Origin of the sequence: Cryobacterium sp. Y62, assembly GCF_002929785.1 — a bacterium.
GTDB lineage: Bacteria > Actinomycetota > Actinomycetes > Actinomycetales > Microbacteriaceae > Cryobacterium.
In genome coordinates, this window is sequence record NZ_PJJK01000121.1 from 152,235 (window position 1) to 176,046 (window position 23,812).

General features: G+C 64.3%; 27 protein-coding genes. 8 read left to right on the forward strand and 19 right to left on the reverse strand.

Annotated features, from left to right (window positions below):
- Positions 1-61 precede the first annotated feature (61 nt).
- Complete coding sequence (locus tag CXY71_RS20020; RefSeq protein WP_104139789.1) at positions 62-1,006, forward strand: ROK family protein; 945 nt, start codon at positions 62-64, stop codon at positions 1,004-1,006.
- A 9-nt stretch (positions 1,007-1,015) separates the two neighbouring features.
- Here CXY71_RS20020 and CXY71_RS20025 read toward each other — a convergent pair whose 3' ends face one another.
- Together CXY71_RS20025 and CXY71_RS20030 are read right to left on the reverse strand one after the other, a co-directional pair.
- Positions 1,016-2,239, reverse strand: coding sequence for a CynX/NimT family MFS transporter (locus CXY71_RS20025; protein WP_104139792.1), 1,224 nt, complete (start codon positions 2,237-2,239; stop codon positions 1,016-1,018).
- 52 nt (positions 2,240-2,291) lie between these two features.
- Complete coding sequence (locus tag CXY71_RS20030) at positions 2,292-2,939, reverse strand: ScbR family autoregulator-binding transcription factor (RefSeq protein WP_104139795.1); 648 nt, start codon at positions 2,937-2,939, stop codon at positions 2,292-2,294.
- A 162-nt stretch (positions 2,940-3,101) separates the two neighbouring features.
- Here CXY71_RS20030 and CXY71_RS21315 point away from each other — a divergent pair, with 162 nt between their 5' ends.
- Positions 3,102-3,332 carry a PLDc N-terminal domain-containing protein gene (locus tag CXY71_RS21315; protein WP_233204730.1) on the forward strand — a complete coding sequence of 77 codons (231 nt, stop codon included), beginning with the start codon at positions 3,102-3,104 and terminating at the stop codon, positions 3,330-3,332.
- A 13-nt stretch (positions 3,333-3,345) separates the two neighbouring features.
- Here the strand turns inward: CXY71_RS21315 and CXY71_RS20040 are convergent, their stop codons facing one another.
- From CXY71_RS20040 to truB, 4 genes are all read right to left on the reverse strand, one after another.
- Complete coding sequence (locus CXY71_RS20040; RefSeq protein WP_104139801.1) at positions 3,346-4,281, reverse strand: bifunctional riboflavin kinase/FAD synthetase; 936 nt, start codon at positions 4,279-4,281, stop codon at positions 3,346-3,348.
- Positions 4,278-4,718, reverse strand: a complete 441-nt coding sequence (locus CXY71_RS20045) for a hypothetical protein (RefSeq protein ID WP_104139804.1) — start codon at positions 4,716-4,718, stop codon at positions 4,278-4,280. Before CXY71_RS20045 ends, CXY71_RS20040 begins: the two co-directional genes overlap by 4 nt.
- A 77-nt stretch (positions 4,719-4,795) precedes the next feature.
- Positions 4,796-5,164, reverse strand: a complete 369-nt coding sequence (locus CXY71_RS20050; RefSeq protein ID WP_104139807.1) for a hypothetical protein — start codon at positions 5,162-5,164, stop codon at positions 4,796-4,798.
- Positions 5,161-6,105: a tRNA pseudouridine(55) synthase TruB gene (truB, locus tag CXY71_RS20055; protein ID WP_104139810.1), complete on the reverse strand. Its 945-nt coding sequence runs from the start codon at positions 6,103-6,105 to the stop codon at positions 5,161-5,163. Before truB ends, CXY71_RS20050 begins: the two co-directional genes overlap by 4 nt.
- 57 nt (positions 6,106-6,162) lie before the next feature.
- Between truB and CXY71_RS20060 the strand changes: the two genes are divergently transcribed.
- Entirely contained in the window at positions 6,163-7,176 is a 1,014-nt protein-coding gene (locus tag CXY71_RS20060; protein ID WP_104139813.1) for a ketopantoate reductase family protein, read from the forward strand.
- Here the strand turns inward: CXY71_RS20060 and CXY71_RS20065 are convergent.
- Complete coding sequence (locus CXY71_RS20065) at positions 7,173-7,784, reverse strand: hypothetical protein (protein ID WP_104139816.1); 612 nt, start codon at positions 7,782-7,784, stop codon at positions 7,173-7,175. The genes CXY71_RS20060 and CXY71_RS20065 overlap by 4 nt on opposite strands.
- Before the next feature lie 23 nt (positions 7,785-7,807).
- Between CXY71_RS20065 and CXY71_RS20070 the strand changes: the two genes are divergently transcribed.
- Both CXY71_RS20070 and CXY71_RS20075 read left to right on the forward strand, forming a co-directional pair.
- On the forward strand, positions 7,808-8,842 hold the full coding sequence (locus CXY71_RS20070) for an A/G-specific adenine glycosylase (RefSeq protein ID WP_104139819.1): 1,035 nt from the start codon (positions 7,808-7,810) through the stop codon (positions 8,840-8,842).
- Positions 8,839-9,351, forward strand: coding sequence for a dihydrofolate reductase (locus tag CXY71_RS20075; protein ID WP_104139822.1), 513 nt, complete (start codon positions 8,839-8,841; stop codon positions 9,349-9,351). The genes CXY71_RS20070 and CXY71_RS20075 overlap by 4 nt, the downstream gene beginning before the upstream one ends.
- Before the next feature lie 55 nt (positions 9,352-9,406).
- On the opposite strand, the gene rbfA is transcribed toward CXY71_RS20075, so the two are convergent.
- The 11 genes from rbfA to CXY71_RS22255 all read right to left on the reverse strand — a co-directional run bounded on the left by rbfA (position 9,407) and on the right by CXY71_RS22255 (position 19,079).
- Complete coding sequence (gene rbfA / locus CXY71_RS20080) at positions 9,407-9,913, reverse strand: 30S ribosome-binding factor RbfA (RefSeq protein WP_104139825.1); 507 nt, start codon at positions 9,911-9,913, stop codon at positions 9,407-9,409.
- Positions 9,914-10,151: 238 nt separating this feature from the next.
- A complete protein-coding gene (gene infB, locus CXY71_RS20085; protein ID WP_104139828.1) occupies positions 10,152-12,977 on the reverse strand; it encodes a translation initiation factor IF-2 in 2,826 nt (941 codons plus the stop codon).
- Between the two features lie 76 nt (positions 12,978-13,053).
- Positions 13,054-13,311 carry a YlxR family protein gene (locus CXY71_RS20090; RefSeq protein ID WP_104139831.1) on the reverse strand — a complete coding sequence of 86 codons (258 nt, stop codon included), beginning with the start codon at positions 13,309-13,311 and terminating at the stop codon, positions 13,054-13,056.
- Between the two features lie 8 nt (positions 13,312-13,319).
- On the reverse strand, positions 13,320-14,357 hold the full coding sequence (gene nusA / locus CXY71_RS20095; protein ID WP_104139834.1) for a transcription termination factor NusA: 1,038 nt from the start codon (positions 14,355-14,357) through the stop codon (positions 13,320-13,322).
- A gap of 187 nt (positions 14,358-14,544) precedes the next feature.
- Complete coding sequence (locus CXY71_RS20100; protein WP_104139837.1) at positions 14,545-16,308, reverse strand: proline--tRNA ligase; 1,764 nt, start codon at positions 16,306-16,308, stop codon at positions 14,545-14,547.
- 97 nt (positions 16,309-16,405) lie between these two features.
- Positions 16,406-16,642, reverse strand: a complete 237-nt coding sequence (locus CXY71_RS20105) for a hypothetical protein (protein WP_104139840.1) — start codon at positions 16,640-16,642, stop codon at positions 16,406-16,408.
- A gap of 10 nt (positions 16,643-16,652) precedes the next feature.
- Complete coding sequence (locus tag CXY71_RS20110) at positions 16,653-16,958, reverse strand: winged helix-turn-helix domain-containing protein (RefSeq protein WP_104139843.1); 306 nt, start codon at positions 16,956-16,958, stop codon at positions 16,653-16,655.
- A gap of 56 nt (positions 16,959-17,014) precedes the next feature.
- Positions 17,015-17,272, reverse strand: coding sequence for a Txe/YoeB family addiction module toxin (locus tag CXY71_RS20115; RefSeq protein ID WP_104139846.1), 258 nt, complete (start codon positions 17,270-17,272; stop codon positions 17,015-17,017).
- Entirely contained in the window at positions 17,269-17,520 is a 252-nt protein-coding gene (locus CXY71_RS20120; protein WP_104140047.1) for a type II toxin-antitoxin system Phd/YefM family antitoxin, read from the reverse strand. Before CXY71_RS20120 ends, CXY71_RS20115 begins: the two co-directional genes overlap by 4 nt.
- Positions 17,521-17,680: 160 nt before the next feature.
- Positions 17,681-18,835: a flavodoxin-dependent (E)-4-hydroxy-3-methylbut-2-enyl-diphosphate synthase gene (gene ispG / locus CXY71_RS20125; protein ID WP_199184386.1), complete on the reverse strand. Its 1,155-nt coding sequence runs from the start codon at positions 18,833-18,835 to the stop codon at positions 17,681-17,683.
- 49 nt (positions 18,836-18,884) lie between these two features.
- On the reverse strand, positions 18,885-19,079 hold the full coding sequence (locus CXY71_RS22255; protein WP_146072882.1) for an alpha/beta fold hydrolase: 195 nt from the start codon (positions 19,077-19,079) through the stop codon (positions 18,885-18,887).
- A gap of 290 nt (positions 19,080-19,369) precedes the next feature.
- Between CXY71_RS22255 and CXY71_RS20135 the strand changes: the two genes are divergently transcribed.
- Complete coding sequence (locus CXY71_RS20135; protein ID WP_104139855.1) at positions 19,370-20,554, forward strand: acetyl-CoA C-acetyltransferase; 1,185 nt, start codon at positions 19,370-19,372, stop codon at positions 20,552-20,554.
- Positions 20,555-20,572: 18 nt separating this feature from the next.
- Here the strand turns inward: CXY71_RS20135 and CXY71_RS20140 are convergent, their stop codons facing one another.
- Positions 20,573-21,952, reverse strand: coding sequence for an RIP metalloprotease (locus tag CXY71_RS20140; protein ID WP_104139858.1), 1,380 nt, complete (start codon positions 21,950-21,952; stop codon positions 20,573-20,575).
- A gap of 110 nt (positions 21,953-22,062) precedes the next feature.
- Between CXY71_RS20140 and CXY71_RS20145 the strand changes: the two genes are divergently transcribed.
- On the forward strand, positions 22,063-23,343 hold the full coding sequence (locus CXY71_RS20145) for a serine/threonine-protein kinase (RefSeq protein ID WP_233204731.1): 1,281 nt from the start codon (positions 22,063-22,065) through the stop codon (positions 23,341-23,343).
- Positions 23,340-23,807, forward strand: coding sequence for a mucin-associated surface protein (locus CXY71_RS21320; RefSeq protein WP_158253169.1), 468 nt, complete (start codon positions 23,340-23,342; stop codon positions 23,805-23,807). Before CXY71_RS20145 ends, CXY71_RS21320 begins: the two co-directional genes overlap by 4 nt.
- The last annotated feature ends 5 nt before the right edge of the window (positions 23,808-23,812 follow it).

Genomic DNA, 23,812 nt, shown 5'->3' on the forward strand with positions numbered 1-23,812 from the left:
GCTCTCTTGAGCAGCGGCCACCGCTGGCGCGTTGAGCGGACCCATCCCATACGATCAGTGCATGCGCACCAGTGAAGCCTTCGAGTACGTTCTCGCCGTCGACGTTGGGGGGACCAAGGTCGAAGCCGCACTCGTGGACGACCGAGGCACAGTGCTTCCGAGCAGCCGGCACCGCGCGACGACCGGGGCCAGCGCGACCAGTGAGCAGCTCGCATCCGCTGTCAGAACTGTCATTCTGGCGACCCTCGCGAGCGTGCCGCTGGGCTATCCCCTGATCGGAGTCGGCATCGGCTGTGCCGGGCCGATTCACCTGGGTGCGGGGGCGGTGTCGCCGCTGAATCTGCCGGTATGGCGCGAGTTTGGGCTCCAGGAGCTCGTGGCCGGGCTGGTTCCCGGTCTGGACGTGCGACTGCGCATGGACGGCCTGTGCATCACGCTAGCCGAACACTGGGTGGGCGCGGGCCGGGGCGTCGACAACCTGATGGGCATGATCGTGTCGACCGGTGTCGGTGGCGGCTTGATTCTCGGCGGCGTCACGGTATCCGGGCCAACGGGCAATGCCGGCCATATCGGCCATATCGAGGTCGGCGGCTTCTTGGATGCCTGCGCCTGCGGCGGAACCGGCTGCATTGAGGCGATCGCCTCCGGGCCGAAAACCGTCGCCTGGGCCAGATCTCAGGGCTTCACCGGCGAGTCCGGCGAGGACCTAGCGGCGGCCTACGCGGCAGCCGACCCGATCGCGATTCTGGCCGTGAAGCGCAGCGGCCGGGCCCTCGGCCAGGCGATCGCCTCCGCGGCGACGCTGCTCGACCTCGACATGGTCGCCATTGGTGGTGGTTTCTCGAATGTCACCCCCGACCTGCTGGATTTCGCCTGCGCGGCGATCCTGGAACGCGTGCAATTCGCCTACGCAACCCGGGTACGCCTGGTGCACTCGGCTCTCTCGGGCGACGGCCCGCTGATCGGCGCTGCGGCGTTGATTCACCGCGCAGAATTGGTGCCGTAGCCGCCTGGCTCAGCGGGAGCGTGCCAGGTCGTCCTCGAGCATGTGCGGTCGACCGATCACCGCTCCAGCAACGAGCACGGCAAGCGCCGTTACGAGGAGAAAGACCATCGGCCAGGTCCACCCACCGCTCAGTTCGTGCAACAGGCCAAAAACCAGCGGACCCAGGGCACCGAGTGTGTAACCGATACCCTGCACAAAGCTGCTGAGTGCAACCGCACCGGCGTGGGTGCGGGTGCGCAGGTTGATGAGCACAAGAGCCAGCGGGAAGAACATTGGCCCAAGCCCGGCCAGCGACACCCAGAGCCAGGTCATGGTCTTCGGTAGGAACATTAGCCCCAGGTCGCCGATCACGAACGCGAATACGCCCACGTAGACGAGTGGGCCGATGTTCTTCAGGCGGGCGGTGAGGATCGGAATGATCAGGGCGCACGGGATGCCCATGCCGGCGTAGACCGCGAGGAGCGTCCCCGCCTGGGTAGGAGTCACCTGCGCTGCGTCGACGAGGAGCTGTGGCAGCCAAGCGAACATGGCATAGGCGTTGAGCGACGAGGTCGCGAACACGCCGGCGATGGCCCAGGCGATCGAGGATCGCCACAGTCGACCGAGAATGGCCGCATCGGCCTCGTCGACCACGGGGCTTGGCGATTGCTCGGTACGGTGCCGCACGAGCATGGTGATCCACGGCACCAGCGCCAGCAGAGCCAGCAGCATCCACATGCCGAGCGAAATTCGCCAGCCCGCGGCATCCGCCACCGGAACGGCGATGAGCGGAGGAACCAGGGTGCTCAGCGACATCACGGTGGCGTACAGGGACGTGACGAGGCCGATCCGGTCCGGAAAGTATTTTTTGACCAGCGGCGGCAGGAGCACATTGCCAACGCCGAGGCCGGCGAAGGCGATGACACTGCCGATGATGAGCATGGTGATCGAGCCGGATACCCCGCGAGTGAAATGACCGACCAGGATCGCCAGGACGGCGAGCACGAGGGGCAATTCGAGGCCATGGCGACGGCTGATCATTGGGGTGAAGATGCCGAAAACGGCAAAACAAACGGGCGGAAGCATGCCGAGCACGCCGAGGGATACCGCGCTGAGCGGAATATCGACGTTGATCTCGGCGACAATCGGCGAGAGAGCGGTAACCGCACTCCGGAGATTTGCCGCGACCAGAATGATGCCCAGCAGGGCCAGGCCGCGTCCCGGCCAGAGGGGGCTGGGGGCTGCGATAGTCACTCGGTCAGTCTAGGGCGCGAGGCAGGCCCGGCCAGCCGAGCGGATGCGACGGCTACAGCCCCGCGCGCTCCCGCCGGATACGCTCGGGGAGGTCTTTCAGCTCCTCCCAGCGTTCGGGAGCGACGAGGGCTGGCAGCAGCATGGCCCACATCTCAGTGAGACGCTGGTCGATGTCGGCCCGTTTGGTCAGCACATCGGAGACGACCTGCACGCCGGTGAAGGCCGCTGTACAGAAGTGGGCGGCCGCACGAACGTCCAGATCGGGGTTGATATCGCCGGAGGCCATCCCCCGGCGGAGGAATTCCTCGCAGGCAACCATCCAGTCGAGGTAGGGCCCGGCCACGGGGGTGGAAAAATTCACCGCTTCGATGGTCAAACGAATTCCGGCGCTCACGACGAGGTCGTCGCGCAGCTGACGCGCGAGCTCATAGGACATCGATACGAGGGCGTGCAAACCGGGGTAGTTGTCATCGAGCAGTTTCTGGCCGGCCGCCGCCGATGCCGCGTGCTGCGCGGCGATTATGGCGAGGGCGAGAGCTTCTTTGGAATCGAAGTGGAAGTACAGGGCGCCCTTGGTGACGCCAGCCGCACTGCTGACCTGTGCAAGGGACGTGCTCCCGTAACCGCGCTGCTCAAAGGCCGCTGCTGCACCGCGAATTATCGCGGCGCGCGTTTCGATCGCTCGTACTTGTTGTGACATTGGATCTCCCGGAAAATGCTCGAGTTTCTAGAATACCGGGGGCGACGACCCCCCTCGAATCCCCCGAGGGCCTCGACCGCACCCCCTTTTGGGGCTATGCCCACGTGCCAGTCTCCAATCACCAATACCTCATTGCGCGCAACAATAAACATACTGTTTGGTATGGTTTTGGGCATGGAGAACATCGGCGTTCACGACTGGGTCGGCATCCTGGTGGCAGTACTCGCCGGGCTGGTCGTGCTCACTCTTTCCCTCGTCGCCATCATGCAGATCGGGCGGGCCGCACACCTGAGTCCAACCAAGCGCACCAACTGGGTTCTCGCTGTGCTGCTCGCCCCGGTGTTCGGCGCGACCGCCTGGTTCGCCGTCGGTAACCGGCTCCGACTGGACTAAACCAGGCCCGGAATTACGGGCCCAGGATCGTGCGCACCCGCGCCACGTCGTCGCGAATCTGTTTGATCAGCGGGTCGATGCCCGCGTAGGCGACCATGCCGCGAATCCGCTCAACGAACGCAACGTCGACGACGCGGTCGTAGAGGTCTAACTCGGTCTCATCGAGCACGTAGGCCTCGACCTGCTTCTGTGCCACTCCGTCGAAGGTGGGATTGTTGCCAACCGAAATCGCCGCCGGATAGCGAGCACCGGCATCCGTCAGCCAACCGGCGTAGACGCCGTCGGCCGGAATCAGCCCCTCGGAATCGGCGGACAGGTTCGCGGTGGGAAAACCCAGCTCGCGGCCGCGGGCTGCGCCGTGTACCACCATGCCTCGCACGGTCGGCAGATGACAAAGCAGGTCTCCAGCCGCACGCACCGCACCAGTGGCGAGCAATTCGCGAATCCAGGTGGACGAGACCCGCCGTTCACCGTCGGGTTTCACGTCCTCGATCAGTCCAACGGTGTAGCCGTATTCGAGGCCGAGTTGCCGCAGCAGGGCAACATCACCGGCCCCCTTGGCTCCAAATCGAAAGTCACAACCGACGAGCACGAACCGGGCGTGCAGAGCGGTGACCAGAATGCTTTCGATGAACTCGCGCGGTGGCAGGCTTGACAGGGCGTGGTTGAACTCGAGCAACAGGGTCGCGTCAACCCCGGTCTCGGCGATCAGTTTGAGTTTCTGCTCTGCGCTGACGAGCGTGCTCGGGCAGTTTTGCGGCGAGAGCAGGGCGAGCGGATGCCGGTCGAACGTCACGACGACGGCCGCCAGCTGCTCGCGCTCGGCGACGGTCTGGAGCTCGGTGATGACCGCACGGTGTCCGGCATGCACGCCATCGAACTTTCCGATGCTCACGGCCGAGTCGGGCCAGTCGCTCGGTACGGACTCGACACCGTTCAGAATCTTCATGCGCGCCCCTCGCTCACGGGCGCGACGCGGTGGCGGGCGAGCCACCACATGCCCAGCAGAGGCAGCACGAGGGGAATAAAGAGGTATCCACTGCCGTAGATCGACCAGACGGTCGCGTGCTCGAACAGCGCCGGATCAACCAGACTCAGGGTGCCAACGACGAGTACGCCAAGCATTTCAAAGCTGATCGTGATCCAGGCGATGCGATACCAGCGAATGCTGCGCCGCATCAGGGCCACCGTGGCCACGATGTAGACCACCGCGGCGAGAGCAGACAAGGCATAGGCGAGCGGGGCTTCATCGAAGGCTCGCACGATTTGTACGAAGGACCGGCCGGTGGCGGCGAGGGCCAGCACGCCATAAACGGCGATGAGGAGTCGACCGACGCCCCTCACCCGCTTGGCGGAGGCGGGCTTCTCAGTCGGGGATTCTGTCATCGCTCTGTTGTAGTCATAACTCACTCGTCATCTGGTTAGATAATTATTGCAGCTTCCGCGAGGCAGCCGGAACCGGGTCAGCTCCCCTGAACGTTCCAGATCTGGTTCATGCGGTAGAGCATGACGGCGACAGACAGGCAGCTCACACCGAGGATGACGGTGCTCCAGCGGCTACGCTCGACCAGCGCCCAGAATCCGGCCACGACCGGCAGCGCAATGGCACTGACCAGGTAGGTGTAAAACTCGAGCAGACTGCCGGTGGCGTCGTTGCCGGCCAGTGGCGCCGCAATCGCGGCAGCAAGCTGCACGATGAGCAGCAATTCGACGAGGGCGGCCGCGCCCATGGTGAGGTCGGTGGGTTTGCGTCCCAGCAGGCCGAGGATGACGCAGAGCACTCCGCCGGGCACGGCGATTCCCAGCTGCAGCCAGGTAAACCATTCGATCATGAGCCCTGTTCCGGTTCGATGACGGATGCCGGCGGCTCGGCTATTTTGCCAGGAAGATCTGGCGGAAAGTTCAGCAGCGACTTGGCCTGGTCGCCGCGATACTCGACCAGTCCGACCAGGCGGCCATCCGGTGCAATGGCGGCGACCGGACCGGTGCGGGTGGTGTCTTCCTTCACGGTAATGCGTTTGCCATGTCCGAGGTCGATGGCTTGCTCCACGGACAGGTCGAGACGCGCCAGCAGCCGGGTGGCGGCATCCGCTGGAGAAATGAGGTTGGCGACGACATTGATCTGCTCGAGGGTAGCAGCGTTCTCGATGCGGAACGGGCCGATTCTGGTGCGGCGCAGAACGGTGAGGTGGCCGCCAACGCCGAGCGCCACACCGAGGTCGCGGGCGAGCGCACGAATGTAGGTGCCGGAGCTGCACTCGACGCGCACCTCGAGGTCGAGAAAACCGTCGCCGGGCGTGCTTGCGAACAGTTCGAAACCACTCACCGTGACCGGGCGCGAGGGCAGCTGCACGTCTTCGCCGGCACGTACCCGGGCGTAGGCCCGCTTTCCGTCTACCTTGATGGCGCTGACGGCGCTCGGCTGCTGGCTGATATCGCCGGTGAGGTTTTCAATGCCGGCGGCCACTGCTTCGGGGGTGATCGCGGCGACCTGTTCAACCGGTGCGCGAGTGAGTTCATCGCCCTCGGCGTCATCAGTCGTGGTGGACTGTCCCAAGCGAATGGTCGCGAGATATTCCTTGCCCTGACCGACCACGTAGGTGAGGAGCCGAGTTGCGCTGTCGATGCCGAGCACGAGCAGGCCGGTGGCCATCGGGTCGAGGGTACCGGCGTGGCCGACCTTGCGGGTTCCGGCCAGGCGCCGGGTTCGGGCGACAACGTCATGGCTCGTCCAGCCCTGCGCCTTGTCAATGAGGAGGAGGCCGCTAGTCACTTCTAGAGGGTACCAGCGTGGAACGCCCTCGCCCGAAACGCAATCTAGGCTGGGGCTATGCAAATTGCTGTGATCGGCGCCGGCGCCCTGGGCGGTCTCTACGCGACCCTGCTCGCCCGGGCCGGCCACGATCTCACCATCACGGCCCGCGAGGTGGCCAGGTCTCTGATTCAAGAGAACGGAATCCGACTCACCGGAGGATACGGGGATGCGCAATGCCGCGTGCAGGTGCAGGAGACTCTGACCGAAACTCCGGATCTGACACTGGTCTGCACGAAGGCGCAGGATGCCACGGCCGCCATCGCCGAGAATGCCGAGCCGCTCGACGGCTCACCGGTGATCGTCGTGCAGAACGGGCTCGACGGGCTGCGAATAGCCCAGAACCTGCTGCCGAACTCGGAATGCTTCGGTCTGCTCACCCTCATCGCCGCGCATTACATTGGGCCGGGTCGCGTGCGGGTCACCACCTCAGCATCGAGCTACCTCGGTCGCGGTGACGGCAAAGCAGATGCTGCCACCCAGCACTGGCAGGCGGTGCTGGACGAGGCGTTTCCCACTGTCGCCACTGACAACTTCGTGGGCACCCAGTGGACCAAGCTCGTAGTGAACATGCTCAACGCTTTGCCGGCCATCACCGGGCTGAGCGTGCAGGCGGTCATCGCCGATGCACCGCTGCGCCGAATTCTGACCGCAAGCATGCAGGAGACCGTGCAGGTGGGCATGGCTCGCTACGTCACCTTTGGGTCCCTGCAGGGGATGAGCGATCGCAGCCTGCGCGTGTTCGCACGGCTGCCGATGGCCCTCGGACAGACCTTGCCGCTGCGCATGGGCGCAAAAATGGGTGCGGTCGCCAATCTGGGGTCGACCCTGCAGAGCATCAAGCGGGCCCACCTGACCGAAATCGACCACCTCAACGGTGCTGTCGTGCGTCAGGCCGAGCTGGCGGGAAGACCGGCACCGGTCAACGCTCTCCTGACCGCGCTGGTGCACGAGGTGGAGAGCAGCCGGGTATTCCTGAAACCAGACGAGGTCGTGGCCCAGTTCGATCAGCTCACCACCACCAGCCACTAGCAGCGGTCGGTTAAGACCCGACGTGGAAGGTCGGCGTTGGTGTTGTCGACGACCGCCGAGACTATGTCCCGCGGGTGCACATCGGCGAGGTACTGCCGGTCGGATTCGCTTCCTGACACCGATTCGAGCAGTACGCTGAACAGCCACAGCCCGTGCAACTCCGGTCGATTGCTGTAGGCACCGTCAACGATGAGAATGGCGTCGGCCGGGGCGGTTTGCCAGGTCGGTTGAATCCAGGCATCCCGGTCGGGGTCGAATTCTTCGGTGACGAACCCGGTACTGCTGCCCAGGCGAAAGGGTTCGACGAGTACGCGGCGCAGTGTCGAGTAGTCGTATCCGACCCGATACAACCGCTCCGAAACATCGAGGCGGTCTCCGCCGAGGCGCTGTTGCTCGGCGCGCGAGTGCTGAAAATTACGTAGGCTGGCTCGAAACGTGGGGTGTTCGCTCTCGCGGAAGACGGCCGCGAGGTCGTCGGCGAAGCTGACGCGACCCGCTCTCTCATTGCCGTCGACGGCAATGATCGTGCGACCTCGGCCGTAATTGTGCAGAATCTCGGCGGCCAGGGTGCGCAGAAATTCGATCCGGGGTGTGGAAACCAGCTTCATGAAACGAGCCTAGATTAGAACGGATGAACATCGCGCCCTCGAGTCATACCGCCGCGTTGAAGAACGCGCCCGATGTGCCCGTCACAACTGCTGGAACCGGAGACAACGCAGCTCCTGAAGTCGTTGTTGGCACGGCGGCCGGCAGTAGGACGGCTCGCGGCAGCGCAGCAGGCTACCGAGCAGCGGATATCAGCACCACGCTCAACGCCTGGTTCCTGGCGAACGCCCGCGACCTGCCATGGCGCCGCGAGGGATTCGGCGCCTGGGGAATCCTGGTGAGCGAATTCATGCTGCAACAAACCCCGGTGAACCGGGTCATCCCCCGGCTGCAGGAGTGGCTGGCGCGGTGGCCGACACCCGCCGATCTCGCTGCGGTGCCGCCAAGCGAGGCGGTGCGCGCCTGGTCCAGCCTCGGGTACCCGCGACGCGCCTTATGGTTGCACGCTGCCGCCGTGCAGATCACCGAGCAACACGGCGGCGTTGTGCCCTCCGACATCGATGCGCTGCTCGCCCTGACCGGGATCGGGGACTACACCGCGCGCGCGGTGGCAGCGTTCGCGTATGGCCACCGGCATCCGGTCGTCGATACCAACACGCGGCGGGTGATCGCCCGTGCCATCGCCGGTTCAGGGGAACCCGCACCCCCCCGCCGCGGTCGTGACCTCGAGGCGATGGGTGCTCTCTTGCCGCAAAGCGCCCTCGAGGCGGCGCTGTTCAACGCAGCGATCATGGAACTCGGCGCGGTCGTCTGCACCAGCCGCGGTCCGAACTGCGACATCTGCCCGATCCGGAATGACTGTGCCTGGCGGGCCCTCGACTATCCCGAATACACCGGAACGCGCAAGACCGTGCAGAAGAAGTTCGCGGGCAGTGACCGGCAGGTGCGCGGCCTGATCATGGCCGAGCTGCGCTCCACCCACCGCGGCGTGACGGACGCCGAGATTGACTCGCTCTGGCCCGACGCGGCTCAGCTGCAGCGCGCACTGCACAGCCTCGTAGCCGACGGCCTCGCGGTCGACTCTCCCGACGGCTATACCCTGCCCGACGGAATATTATGAGCATCGGTCTAATCTGGGCGCAAAGCCGTGGGGGTGTGATCGGAGCCGACGGCGGCCTGCCCTGGCAGCTGCCCGAGGACCTCGCCCACTTTCGTTCCGTCACGCGAGGTGGCGCCGTCGTCATGGGTCGGCGCACCTGGGAATCGATTCCCAAACGCTTCCGTCCTCTTGCGGGCCGCCACAACGTCGTGGTCACGCGCCAACGTGACTGGGACGCGCCCGGGGCATTTGCTGTGCACAGCTTCGACGACGCACTCGCGATTGCCGCCGGGCCGGTCTGGGTGATCGGCGGCGCCGAAATCTTTCGCCTCGCCGTTTGCCACGCCGACACACTCGAGCTGACCGAGATCGACGAACAGTTCGCCGGCGACACGCTCGCCCCAGCCCTAACCGCCGCTTGGAGCCTTGTAGACACCAATCCAACCAGCGGATGGCTCCGCTCCAGCGAAGGCCTGAGCTACCGTTTCGCGCGCTACCAGCGCGTCCCCGAACCGGATCCAGCCCCATAACCCGCATCCTTAAACCTTTCCGGACCCCGGCCCGGTCGAAGGTACCGAAATGGTTCTAGTGCCTGCCGGTGCTGGCAGTGTCGGGCGCGTCGAGATCGTCAGAGTCGTCGGCCTCAACGGCCTCGTCGTCTTCGAGGTCGTAGTCGCGCGGTTTCTTGTACGGGTCGGCGTCGCCGGCATAGGTCGCAGTGCCTTTGCTGTCCTCGGTCGCGGTATCGCGATCGTGGGCCTCACGCAGTAGGTCGTCAATAAGCGCGGCGTTCTCCGGAATACCGTCGGCGATGAACTCGATCGACGGGGTGAGCCGTGCCGTGATGTTCTTACCGACCTCGCTGCGCATCAGGCCGGTTGCGGCCTTGAGCGCAGCTGCGCTGTCCGTGCGTTCCTCGATCGAGCCATAGACGGTGTAGAACACCGAGGCGTGCTGCAGATCCCCGGTCACCTTCACGTCCGTGATGGTCACAAACCCGAGCCTGGGATCGCGCAAGCCGCGCTCCAGCCGCTTGGCGATGATGACCTTAATGCGGTCCGCCATTTTTCTGGCGCGTTCCGGATCTGCCATTGCAATACTCCTTGTTAGCCGGCCGCCAAAGCGCCCGGTCATTCTGTACTTTTTCACCGCATTAAACGGATGCTCCTTACCCAACGAAAGGGCGGAGTAAATTTTCCCCGCTGTTAATATGCACAGCAGGGAATCGGGGTGGGAGTCCCCGCTCTTTCCTTTTCGGAGGAAATTTGCGCAGATCTGACCCCGTGCGGGGCCTGACCCGAAATACGAGCCCGACCCCCCAAAACCAACGCTAGACGCGCGGCTTCTCCTTCATCTCGATGGTCTCGATCTCATCGCCAATTCGGATGTCGTTGAACTTGCCCAGTCCGATACCACACTCGAAGTCCGTACGAACCTCGGTGACATCGTCCTTGAAACGACGCAGCGACTCGATACCCAGGTTGTCCCCCACCACGATGCCCTCGCGAATAACTCGAGCCTTGGCATTTCGGGTGATGGTACCGGAGCGCACGATGACACCGGCGACGTTTCCGAACTTCGACGAGCTGAAGACCTCGCGAATTTCGGCAATACCACTCTGGATCTCTTCGTACTCGGGCTTGAGCATTCCCTTGAGGGAACTCTCGATGTCCTCGAGGGCGGAGTAGATGACGGAGTAGAAGCGCACGTCGACGCCTTCGCGAGCAGCACGCTCGCGGGCCTTCGTGTCCGGGCGAACGTTGAACCCGATGATGATGGCGTTGTCGACGGTCGCGAGGTTGACGTCGCTCTCCGTGACAGCACCGACACCACGGTGAATGATGCGCAGCTGCACAGAATCGTCGACCTCAATCTTGAGCAGCGACTCTTCCAGCGCCTCAACGGCACCGGAAACGTCACCCTTGATGATGAGGTTGAGCGACTCGACCTTGCCCTCTTCGAGGGCACGGGTGAAGTCTTCGAGGCTGATGCGCTTGCGGGCCTTGGCCAGCAGTGCGTTGCGCTCGGCGGCTTCACGCTTTTCGGCGATCTGACGGGCGGTGCGGTCTTCCGCGATGACGAGGAAGGTATCGCCGGCGCGGGGAACGCTCGACAGACCCTGCACCTGAACTGCGCGAGACGGCGTGGCGGCGAGAACGGCAACGCCGTTTTCGTCGGCCATCGCACGAACACGGCCATAGGCCGTTCCGGCGACGATGGAGTCTCCGACGTGCAGCGTTCCGGACTGGATGAGCACGGTTGCCACCGCGCCGCGGCCCTTGTCGAGGCGAGCCTCGATGGCGACACCGCGGGCATCTTTGTTCGGGTTGGAGCGCATGTCGAGTGCGGCATCGGCGACCAGGAGTACGGCGTCAAGAATTTCCTTGATACCGGTCTTGTTCTTGGCCGACACGTCGACGAACATGACGTCTCCGCCGTACTCTTCGGCGACGAGGCCGAATTCGGTGAGCTGCTGACGTACCTTCTGCGGGTTGGCTCCGGGCTTATCGATCTTGTTCACTGCAACCACGATCGGCACGTTGGCGGCCTGGGCATGGTTGAGCGCCTCAATCGTCTGCGGCATGATGCCGTCGTCGGCAGCGACCACGAGGATCGCGATGTCGGTGACCTGCGCACCACGAGCACGCATAGCGGTGAATGCCTCGTGACCCGGTGTGTCGATGAACGTCATGGCACGGTCGATGCCCTCGTGCTCGGTGATGATCTGGTACGCACCGATGTGCTGCGTGATACCACCGGCTTCGCCCTCGGCGACCTTGGCGTTACGGATCGCGTCAAGCAGCGCGGTCTTACCGTGGTCGACGTGGCCCATGACGGTGACGACGGGAGGACGAATCGCGAGGTCTTCGTCGGTTTCGTCTGCGAGTTCCTGATCGATGTCGATATCGAACGCGAGCAGCAGCTCACGGTCTTCATCGTCGGGCGAGACCATCTGAATCTTGTAACCGAGCTCGCTGCCGAGCACGTCGAATGTGGCCTCGTCGAGGGATTCCGTTGCCGTGGCCATTTCACCGAGGTGGAACAGCACGGTCACAAGGTTTCCGGGGCTCGCGTCAATCTTGTCAGCGAAGTCCGTGATGGATGCTCCGCGGCGAAGACGAACAACTGTTCCACCGTCGCCGCGCGGTACGGATACTCCACCCAGCGACGGGGCCTCGCGCAGCTCGAACTCTGCTCTCTTCGTACGCTTCGACTTGCGCGCCTTGTTCTTGCCGCCACCGCGACCGAAGGCACCAGCTGTGCCACCGCCCGGGCCACGACCGCGACCGGCACCGCCTCCTCCGCCGGCAGGCCGGGGCGGGCCGAAACCGGGGGCTCCGGCAGGAGCTCCGGGACGCGTGAATCCGGGGCGTGCTCCACCGGCTCCACCCGGGGCGCCGCCGGGACGCTGGAAGGCGCCTGGGCGCTGACCGAATCCGGTCGGGCGTGCCGCCTGGCCAGGTCCACCGGGGCGGGGGGCGCCGGGGCGAGGAGCCGCCGGGCGCGGAATGTTGCTGGGAGTAGGTGTTGCGGGGCGCTGGCCCATGCCCTGTGCGCTCGCGAACGGGTTGTTCCCCGGACGCGGCGGCTGAGCTGGACGCTGACCCATGCCCTGGTTGCTGGCGAACGGGTTGTTACCCGGTCGTGCAGCTCCCGGGCGAGGCATGCCCGGCTTGACCGGCGTAGCCGATCCCTCCGTGGACTTCGCTTCGGAGGTGCCGTTGTTGAGCTTGTCACCCTCGGCGGCTGCGGCCTTCTCAGCAGCTGCGGCCTTCTCAGCGGCCTGAGCCTGGCGCTCGGCGACGGTGAGCGGCGCCACCGGAACGGGCGCAGCATCCGCTGCCGGGGCGACGGCCGGAGCAGCGGGCTCGGCGGCCGGTTTGGGGCCCGGGCGAGCACCCGGCTTCGCGCCGTGGCTCGGACGAGCAGGCGTTGCCGGGGTGGCAGCAGCTCCAGCGGCGGGCGGCGGGGTGGCAGCCTTCGCTGCGGCACTTTCCGCCTGAAGCGCAGCGCGAAGGCGACGTGCTACTGGCGGTTCAACACTGGAAGACGGTCCTTTTACGAACTCGCCCATTTCCTTCAATTTAGCAAGTGCTACCTTGCTGTCGACTCCGAGCTCAGTAGCGATCTCGTGTACGCGTGGTTTCGCAGCCACAATTCTCCTGTTCCGGGTCTGCACCCGGAAAGGGGCAGACCGTTAATAACGGACGGGTCTCATTTCGAGCCGCTCATTAGTTGTCCATAAGCCAATTCAGCCTGTTCTCTAGTTGTTTCGCGTCCAGTGACCTGGTCACGCGAAAAGCACGCCCGAAAGCGTGGCGCCTCACGGCATCCAGAAAGCACGAGTCGCGGGCGTGCAGCCACGCACCTCTACCGGGGATTGTGGCGGTTTCATCCACCACAACTTCTGATTTCCCAGCAACGATCCGCAAAAGTGAGGATCGAGGGGCGCGCGAACGGCAGCCAATACACGTTCTAACGGAATTCATCGTACCCCTTATTCGGCATCCTCCAGAATGCTGTCCGGCTGGATGTCGATTTTCGCACCGGTCAGCTTGGCTGCGAGGCGCGCATTCTGGCCCTCTTTGCCGATCGCGAGCGATAGCTGGTAGTCGGGTACGAGCGCACGCACAGCCTTGATCGACTCGTCGATCACGTAGGCGCTCGTCACCTTGGCCGGCGACAGAGCGCTCGCGACGAAGGTAGCGAGGTCCGGCGAGAAGTCGACGATGTCGATCTTCTCGTTGTTGAGCTCAACAGTCACGGCGCGCACGCGCTGGCCGAGCTCGCCAATGCAGGCACCCTTGGCGTTCACGCCGGGTTCGGTGGCGCGCACGGCGATCTTGGTGCGGTGGCCGGCTTCGCGGGCGAGAGAGACGATCTCGACGACTCCGCTGGCGATCTCGGGCACCTCGAGTGCAAACAGCTTGCGCACGAGCGAGGGGTGGGTGCGCGATACGGTGATCTGCGGGCCCTTGAGCCCACGACCGACGGCCGTCACGAACACGCGAATGCGCGCGCCGTGCACATAGCTCTCAGTGGGAACCTGCTCCTCAGGGGGCATGATCGCTTCGATGGTGCCGAGGTCGACGTGAATCATGCGGGGGTTTGGGCCCTGCTGAATAATTCCGGCGACGATGTCACCCTCGCGGCCCTTGAATTCACCGAGAACAGCGTCATCGGCCAGATCACGCAGACGCTGGTTGATGACCTGCTTGGCGGCGAAGGCAGCGATGCGACCAAAGTCGGTGGTGTTGTCGACAGCTTCGCCGATGACGTTGCCGTCGTCGTCGTGCTCGGGAATGAAAATGTCCACGTGCCCGGACTTGCGGTCGAGAACGACGCGCGCTTCGGGCACCTCCTGAATATCGTGCTTGGCTTCAGCAATCTTCGAAGCTTCGAGCTTCGACACGTCTTGCTGGATGTGCTTGACATAGGCAGTCAGAATCGCCTGTTCGATGATTTGCACGAGTTCCTCGAAGGGAATCTCTTTTTCGCGCTCCAGTAGCCGCAAAACACTGAGGTCGATGTCCATGGCCGGCCTCCTCTATTCAGATCTTGCCGCCGCGAAACCGCGCAGCGGGCTGGATACTACGGTACTCGAATCTGCGGCGTCCCGTCACCCATTCTCCCCGCCGTGGGTTGGTCCAGCGCTGGTTCTCTGCAGAACGGATGCTGCCGGCTCAGTTGGCTGGCAGCATCCGTTCTCGATCAAACGTTTCTTAGACGAAGTGTTTGGCCACGTCGGCGACGTCGACCTGCTCACGGTCGCCGGTGCGGCGGTTCCACAGCTCGACGATGCCGTCGGCAGCGCCGCGGCCGACGATGACGATCCACGGCACACCGATGAGCTCGGCGTCACCGAATTTGACGCCCGGCGAGACCTTGCGGCGGTCATCGTAGAGCACCTCACGATTGGTGGCTTCGATCGCGGCGACGACGGCTTCCGAGGTGTCGAAGACGATCTCGTCCCGGCCTGTGGCGATCACGTGCACGTCGAACGGAGTGACCGATTCGGGCCAGATCAAGCCCTTTGCGTCGTTGTTGAGTTCGGCGATGACCGCGAGAATGCGGGTGACACCGATGCCGTATGAACCCATCGTGACCGTGACCAGCTTGCCGTTCTCGTCGAGAACCTTGAGACCGAGCACCTCGGCGTACTTGCGACCGAGCTGAAACACGTGCCCGATTTCCATGCCGCGAATGAGTTCGACCGGGCCAGAGCCGTCGGGGGCCGGGTCGCCGGCGCGCACGTCGGAGGACTCGACGACGTCGTCAATGGCGAAGTCGCGGCCGGCGACGAGGCCGAACACGTGCCGGTTCTCTTCGTTGGCGCCGGTGATCCACTCGGTTCCGGAGACCACGCGCGGGTCGACCAGAAAACGGATACCGGTGGTCGATTTCGCGCCGAGAACGGCGCCGTCCGCTCCCCACGGGCCGATATAGCCCTTGACCAAGCCGGGGTTCTTAGCGAAGTCTCCCTCGTTGGCGGCTTCCACCTCGGCGGGGGCGAAGGCGACCTCGACACGCTTAAGGTCGACCTCGCGGTCGCCGGGAACGCCGATCGCGATGAGTTCACGGGTGCCGTCAAGGCTCGTGAGCGCGAGCACGACGTTCTTGAGGGTATCGGCTGCCGTCCAGTCGCGACCATCGAGGCGGGGGTGCTCGGCGTTGGCCTTGTCGACGAGCGTCTGAATGGTCGGAGTGTTCGGGGTATCGAAGACTTGCGCAGCGGGCAGCGCGCTGAAGTCTTTGTCTTCCGGAACGAGGGTACGAAACGCCTCGATGTTGGCCGCGTAGCCGCTCGCGCTGCGCACGAAGGTGTCTTCTCCGACCGGGGTGGGGTGCAGGAACTCTTCGCTCTTGGAACCACCCATGGCGCCGGCATCCGCTTGGACGATCTCGTATTTGAGGCCGAACCGGTTGAAGATGCGCTCGTAGGCGTCGCGCTGCAACTGGTAGCTTACGTCTAGGCCAGCGTCGGTGTAGTCGAAGGAGTAGGCGTCCTTCATGGTGAATTCGCGGCCGCGCAGCAGTCCGCCGCGCGAGCGTGCCTCGTCGCGGTACTTGTCCTGAATCTGGTAAATCGACAGCGGCAGGTCCTTGTAGCTGCTGTACAGGTCCTTGACGAGCAGCGCGAAGACCTCTTCGTGGGTCGGCGCGAGCAGCATGTCGGAGCCCTTGCGGTCTTTCAGACGAAACAAGCCCTCGCCGTATTCATCCCAGCGGCCGGTCAGCTCGTAGGGCTCGCGCGGCAGCAGGGCCGGAAAATGTACCTCGTGCGCGCCGGCCGCCGTCATCTCTTCACGGATGATGCGCTCCACTTTTGCTTTCACCCGGAGGCCGAGCGGCAGCCAGGCGAAAATGCCCGGGGCCTGGCGGCGGATGTAGCCGGCCCGCACGAGCAGGCGGTGGCTGGTCACCTCGGCGTCGGAGGGGTCTTCGCGGAGAGTACGGAGGAAGTAGTTGGAGAGACGTGTAGGCACCCGTCTACCTTACGCGCGCGCCGCCGAGCGCTCCCCCACGGGCGCGGTGCTGGTGATCGATTTCATCGATGGCTACGAGCGACGTCACCGAACCGGCTCAGCCGACCTCGCTCAGGGTGCGCTCGATCGCGCCCAGCCGAGAGTCCATTGCGGTCAATTTCTCCAACAGCGCGGCATTAATCTCGTTACTCCTAGCCAGCGCTTCCCTCAGCGCCGGCGACCCTTCTGCCTCTGCCACGTGGCGACGAGTTTTGAAGTACTGATTGAAAATTGAGTAAGTGATTCCGCCGATGATCGCGACGATGGGGACCAGAAAAGCGAAGGCATAATCCATGGTGATTCCTTTAATGGGATGATGCCGCGGCGTTTGCCACGGCATCGGCGATGGTAACGATGGTGACGGTGATTGAGAATGGAGCGAGCGCGACGTGCTTGAGAGCGGTTCCCTCCGGAGAGAGCTCCAGCGACGTGGTTACAAATCCGCTACCCTCAAGCTTCGCGAGGTGCATGTAGAGCAGCGCCCGCGACATTCCGACGCGTCGTGCCAGCTCGCTGACGTGCACGCGCCCGCCCTGCAATTCGGCCAGAATCAACATGCGCTGCGGGCTGGCGACCGCTGCGAGGGTCGCGCTGAGCTGTTCCATGTTCATAACAACGCCTCCTGATAGGTGTAACTATATTATGACACCTGTCAGAAATGCAAGCGTTACTCGTAGTGGTAGCGGCACTGGGCGATGAGGGTCTGATCGTCCGTCACCCTGTAGATCAGTCGGTGTTCGTCGGTGATTCTTCGAGACCAGTATCCGCGAAAGCCGTACTTCAACGCTTCGGGTTTGCCGTTTCCGTCGTTGCCATTGCGTTGAATGTCGTTGAGTAAGGCGTTGATCCGCTTGACGATCTTGCGGTCTTGCGTCTGCCAGTACAGATAGTCCTGCCAGGCACGCTCATCCCAGACCAGCCTCATTCGGCGAGATCGTGCTCAGCACCCTGGCCAGCTTCAAGGCGCTCAATGGAGCCCAGTAAGCGGCGAGCATTAGCAGGGCTGCGCAAGAGATAGGCCGTCTCCTTAAGAGATTCGTAATCATCGAGGGCAACGAGAACGACCGGGTCTCGGCCCGCTCTCGTAATGATGACTTCCTCGCGATCGTCCAGCACAGAGTCGAGCGTCGCCGCGTAGTTTGCCCGCGACTCCGAATAGGTGATTGTTTTCATATTCTCTCCTTCGACGTACAAGAAATTGTACGCGAAGTCAGGGCAACGGGCAATCGCGAACCATAATCGCTGCTCGCGTGATCGGAAGGTGCCACCCGTGAAACTCACGTATCTGTAAGCAGACGGCTTTCCTGACGCCAATCAAGTTCGCGCGGATCGGCTACTTCGCGCCGACGGACACCGTGGGACTGCCGAGCTCGGCGGCCGGCATCTCGGCGGCGAGGCGGTTGGCCTCTTCGATGAGCGTGGCCACAATCTCGGACTCCGGAACGGTCTTGATGACCTCGCCGCGCACAAAGATCTGGCCCCGGCCATTGCCGCTCGCAACACCGAGGTCAGCCTCGCGGGCTTCGCCCGGTCCGTTGACGACGCAACCCATGACGGCCACCCGCAACGGCACGGTCATGCCTTCGAGCCCATCGGTGACATCATTGGCGAGCTTGTAGACATCCACTTGTGCCCGGCCGCAACTGGGGCAAGAGACAATCTCAAGCTTGCGTTCGCGTAGATTGAGTGACTGCAAAATTTGCAGGCCGACCTTGATCTCTTCGACCGGCGGAGCGCTGAGCGATACTCGGATGGTGTCGCCGATTCCCTCGCCGAGCAGCAAACCGAACGCAGTCGCGCTTTTAATGGTGCCCTGAAAGCTCGGACCGGCCTCGGTCACGCCGAGGTGCAGCGGCCAATCGCCACGCTCGGCGAGCAGGCGGTAGGCCTTCACCATGATCACCGGGTCGTTGTGTTTGACCGAGATCTTGAAGTCGTGAAAGTCATGCTCCTCGAACAGGCTCGCCTCCCAGACTGCGCTCTCCACGAGCGCTTCCGGCGTGGCCTTGCCGTACTTCTGCATCAGGCTCGGCTCGAGCGAGCCGGCATTGACCCCGATGCGCAGGCTCACGCCGGCGGCCTTGGCGGCGGCGGCGATCTTGCCGACCTGGTCGTCGAACTTGCGAATGTTGCCCGGGTTCACTCGTACGGCGGCGCAGCCGGCGTCGATCGCGGCGAAGACATAGTTCGGCTGAAAGTGGATGTCTGCGATGACCGGAATCTGGCTTTTCTTGGCGATGATCGGCAGAGCCTCTGCGTCATCCCGGGTGGGGACAGCGACGCGCACGATGTCGCATCCGCTCGCTGTGAGCTCGGCGATCTGCTGAAGCGTCGCGTTGATGTTGGTGGTCGGGGTAGTCGTCATCGATTGCACGCTCACTTGAGCATTGCCACCGACCAGAACCTTACCGACCTTGATCTGACGGGATTTACGTCTGGGAGCGAGTACCTCAGGTACTTTGGGCATCCCCAAATTGATTGCAGCCACTTGCCTAGCTTAGTTGCCGACACCCGGACAAGCTGAATGCCACCTCGGGTTACCGCTCCAGCTGGGCCAGCAGTGTCGCAAGAAACTCAGCCGGGTGTTCGAGGTGCGGCGAGTGGCCGCAGTTGTCCAATTCCAGCTCAGTCAGCCCGGTCGCCGATGAAGGCTCCGGCTGTCGCGACGTCTTCGTAGGTCTGGCGGCCGGAACGGAAGGCGTGGTGGTGGAGTCCTCGTCTCCGGTTGTCACTGACGTGGTCGTTGGTGCGCAGCCGACCAGGGTCAGGGCCCGGGCGGTGCTGACCGCCGGAGCCAGGAACAACTTTGTTACCCGGATGAAATTTGCCTCTCGTTCTGATGCGTTGGGGTGCCTCTCGTTCTGATGTGTTGGGGTGGGGAGAGCTGTGGCGCAGAACCTGACAGGTGGTTCAGGTGTCAGAAATCTATGGACAACCATCGTTACTGCCAAGGGGACCGTGAACCGATACCCAGACATGGCCAATATGCTGAAAACATCACCTCATTGACAAAGGAGTCCCCATGACCGAAACCGACGTTGTAATTCTGGCCGGATCGCGCACCCCGCAGGGACGCGTGAACGGGCAGCTCTCGTCCCTCACCGCCGTCGACCTCGGCGCCGCGGCCATCGCGGGCGCCCTCGTCCGCGCCGGAGTCGCTGCGGATCAGGTGGACTTCGTGCTCATGGGGCAGGTCTTGCAGGCTGGCTGCGGGCAGAACCCGGCCCGGCAGTCCAGCGTCGCAGCAGGCATCCCGTGGAACGTACCGGCCATGACGCTCAACAAGGTCTGTCTCTCCGGGTTGGCCGCGGTCATCGATGCCGCCCGTCTGGTGCGGCTCGGTGAAGCGGATGTCGTCGTGGCCGGTGGCCAGGAGTCCATGTCCCGCGCGCCCCACCTATTGCCGGGTTCCCGCCAGGGCTGGAACTACGGAACCGTGTCGGCGCTCGACCATGCCGCGCACGACGGACTCACCGACGCGTTCGATGGGCTCTCGATGGGGCTCTCGACTGAGCGCGCCAACGCCCGGCTCGGCCAGACCCGCCTCGAGCAGGACGAAATCGCTGCAGCGTCGCACCAGCGTGCCGCCGCAGCCGGCGCCGCCGGCGTGTTCCACGACGAGATCACCCCGATCAGCGTGCCGCAGCGTAAGGGCGAGCCGCTCATGATCAGCACCGATGAGGGCGTGCGGGCCGATAGCACGACCGAGACGCTCGGCCGGTTGCGTCCGGCGTTCGACCCGGCAGGGAGCATCACCGCCGGAAACGCCGCTCCCTTGAGTGATGGTGCGAGCGCTGTCGTTGTGACCAGCCGCGCCTGGGCCGAAAAGCACGGCCTGCCGTGGCTCGCCGTGATCAAGGCGAACGGCCAGGTCGCCGGCCCCGACAACTCCCTGCACTCCCAGCCGGCCAATGCCATCGCGCACGCGCTGAAGCGCGAGGGCTGGACCGCCGCCGACCTCGATCTGGTCGAGATCAACGAGGCGTTCGCCTCCGTTGTCCACCAGTCGTCCAAGCTGCTCGGGGTGTCTTCCGACGTGGTGAACATTCACGGCGGCGGCATCGCGATCGGCCACCCAATCGGGTCGAGCGGCGGGCGTATCGCCCTGCACGCTGCTCTCGAACTGTCGCGGCGCGGCTCCGGCAAGGCTGCGGTGGCCCTGTGCGGCGGCGGCGGCCAGGGCGAGGCCCTCCTGCTGTCCCGGTAAGGCGCCCGCCAGCGCCAGCTAGCCGAAGAAGTTGATCGGCTTGACGATGTCAGCGTAGATCAGCAGCAGACTCATGCCGCCGAGCAGAATGATGACCACGAGGGTGAGCGGCATGAGCTTGGCCATGTCGACCGGCCCTGGGTCTGGCCGTTCGAAGAGCTTTGCGAAGAATCGACGGATGCCTTCCCACAGCGCGCCGACCACGTGGCCGCCGTCCAGCGGAAGCAGGGGCACCAGGTTGAACACGAACAGGGCGATATTGAGGGATCCGAGCAGGCCGAGCATGCTCGCGACCTTGTCGGCGACCGGAATGGTGTCGATGCTGGCGAGCTCGCCGGCCACTCGGCCGACGCCGACCACGCTGATCGGGCCGTTTAGGTCACGCTCCCCCGGCCCGAACGCCGCGTTGGCCACGGCCACGAGCCGGTCGGGCAGGTTGAGAATCAGGTGAGCAACATTGGCAATGCTGTCGCCGACCATGGGCAGCACGGCGGTTGCTGGCTGAGGCACCATTTCGGCGGCTGCTCCGATGCCGACGAACCCGACCTCCTCGGTGACCGCGGTGCCGGAGGCCTCCGTTTTGATTTCGTTTTCGTCGGTATAGACGTAGCGTTCGGTCAATTTGGGGGCCAGCGAGAGGTCAAGCTCGGCACCGTCACGTTCGACCACGACCGCGACGGTGCGCCCGGCTGAAGCACGAATTATGTCAGTGGACTGTTCCCAGGTCGAGATGGCGGTTCCGCCGATGCTGACCAGGCGGTCACCCGGTTGCAGGCCGGCGGCGGCTCCGGGTGAGGCTTCGTCGCTTGCCGTGCAGGTCTGGCGATCGCTCGATGCTGGCAGCACGCACTCGCTCACGCTGCCGACGGTGGTGCTGATCTGCGGGGAGCCGAATCCCATCAGTAGAATCGAGAACATAACGATCGCGATGAGCAGGTTCATGGTCGGCCCGCCGAGCATGATGATCACACGCTGGTAGACCGGCAGCTGGTAGAAGGCGCGGTGGTCTTCACCCTCGCCGATGGTCTCGGCACTCGCCTCGCGGGCGTCGTCGGCCAGGGTCGACAGGGCGCTCATCTTCTTCTCCGGCGTGCCCTCCTGCACCATTTGATCGAAGAACCCGGTAGTCGTGCTCCGCGGCGCTCCACCCTTCTTCGACGGCGGGAACATGCCGATCATGGCGATATAGCCGCCCATGGGGATGGCCTTGACTCCGTACTCGGTTTCGCCCTTGGTGCGCGACCAGAGTGTCGGGCCGAAGCCGATCATGTACTGGGTGACCTTGACGCCAAACAGCTTTGCGGGCACCAGATGGCCGATTTCATGCAGGCCAATAGAGAGGGCGAGGCCAACGACGACAATGGCGACGCCCAGTATGAACAGCAGTACGGTTTCCACTGTCGTAGAGTAACCGCATCAAGCTGCAAAGCGGCTGGTTATGCCGACCAACCTCCCCCAGGAGGGGACGCATGTGGTTGGCTAGAGGTCGGACGCACTAGGAGGTCCCCTTGTCTCACGAAACCATGCCTACGCAGAAGCTTCCAGCACCCGCTCCAGCCGTGCCGCCGACTCTCGGCCCCGTCGGCAGTCTATTGGCCGACCGTTTCAGCATCGAGAATCTGATCGGCACCGGGGGGATGGCATCCGTTTATCGGGCCACCGACACCGCCTTGGGCCGTACCGTCGCCGTCAAGCTGTTTCGTGCCGACGGCGGTGGCACTGAGCCCGAACGCCAGAGCGGCGAGATCGCCCTGCTCGCGAGTCTGAACCATTTCGCGCTGGTCACCCTGTTCGATGCCGGAACTACCACGGTCGACGGCGCTCCGCGCACCTTCATCGTGATGGAACTCGTCGACGGCCCCGACCTGCGCACCCGTATCGAAGACGGCCCGGTGCCGAGCGTCGACGTGGCCGGCATGGGCGCCGACCTCGCCGAGGCGCTGCACTACGTGCACGAGCGGGGCATCATCCACCGGGATGTCAAGCCGGCCAACGTGCTACTGGCACCCTCCGGTTTTCCGGGCCGCGGCATGCACGCCAAGCTCGCCGACTTCGGCATCGCCAGGCTGCTCGACGAAACCAGGCTGACGGCGACCGGGTCGCTGCTTGGCACCGCCAGCTATCTCAGCCCGGAGCAGGCGCTCGGTGGCGCTATCGGTGCGCCAACGGATGTCTACTCGCTCGGCCTGGTGCTGCTCGAATGCCTCACCGGAATGCGCGCCTATCCCGGTACCGCCGTGGAATCGGCCATGGCCCGGTTGCAGCGTCAGCCGGAGATCCCAAGCAGTCTCGGCACTGAATGGACCGAAGTTCTGCGCACGATGACCGCCCGCGACCCCGCCGACCGCCCCACTGCTGCCGAGGCCGCCGAGGTGCTACGTGCGCTCGCCGCCGGCAGCAGCAGCACGGATGTACCTACCGTGCTGCTGCTGCCGGCGGTACCGGCTGCCGCGCCCGACCCCACCCTGGTACTACCGGCCGTGACTCCCGCAGCCACCTTGCTACTGCCGGCCGATGCGGCTCCGACCGAGATGCTGAAAGCGGATGCTCCCGCCAGCGTTCCAGCCGCCAGCACTGCGGCGGCGCGCCCGGCCAAGCCGCGCCGCCCGGCGCACCGGCGAATGCTGGCCGTGGTCGTAAGTGGACTCCTCCTCATCGCCCTCGCCGTCGTGGCTCTGTTCCTGCTCAACCCGGCCGAGGCACCCGCCGTGCTGCCACCGAGCTACCCGACCGTCGACGGCACGCTCGGCACCCACCTTCAGGAGCTTCAGGAAAGCGTGAACCCATGAATCGACGCAAGCGATTGACCCTCGTTCTGGCCGTCGGGCTGCTACTGCCGCTGTCCGGTTGCACGGCCGACCCGGTCGACCTGCAGGCCGCCACGGCCGCGAATTTGCAGACAGAGATTCTGGCGATCACCGAGGCTTCCGCCGCCGGCGACTTCAGCAACGCCCAGTCGCTGCTCACCGCGTTACAGGCGAATCTGCGCACGGCGGCTGCTTCCGGCCAGGTCAGCACCGAGCGCTCAGCGTCGATTCAGTCCGCGATCAATTCGGTGCGCCGCGACTTGACCGTTGAGATCGATGCCGCTGTGGTTGCCGCCGAGGCGGCAGCTCAGGCAGCAGCGGAGGCTGCAGCTGCTGCCCAGCAGCAGAACGACGAAAATGCTAAGGATCGCGCCGAGCAGGCCAAGGAAAACGCGGAAAACGCCAAGAAAGACGCTGAGAAAGCTAAAGAAGACCGCGACGACTGACCGGC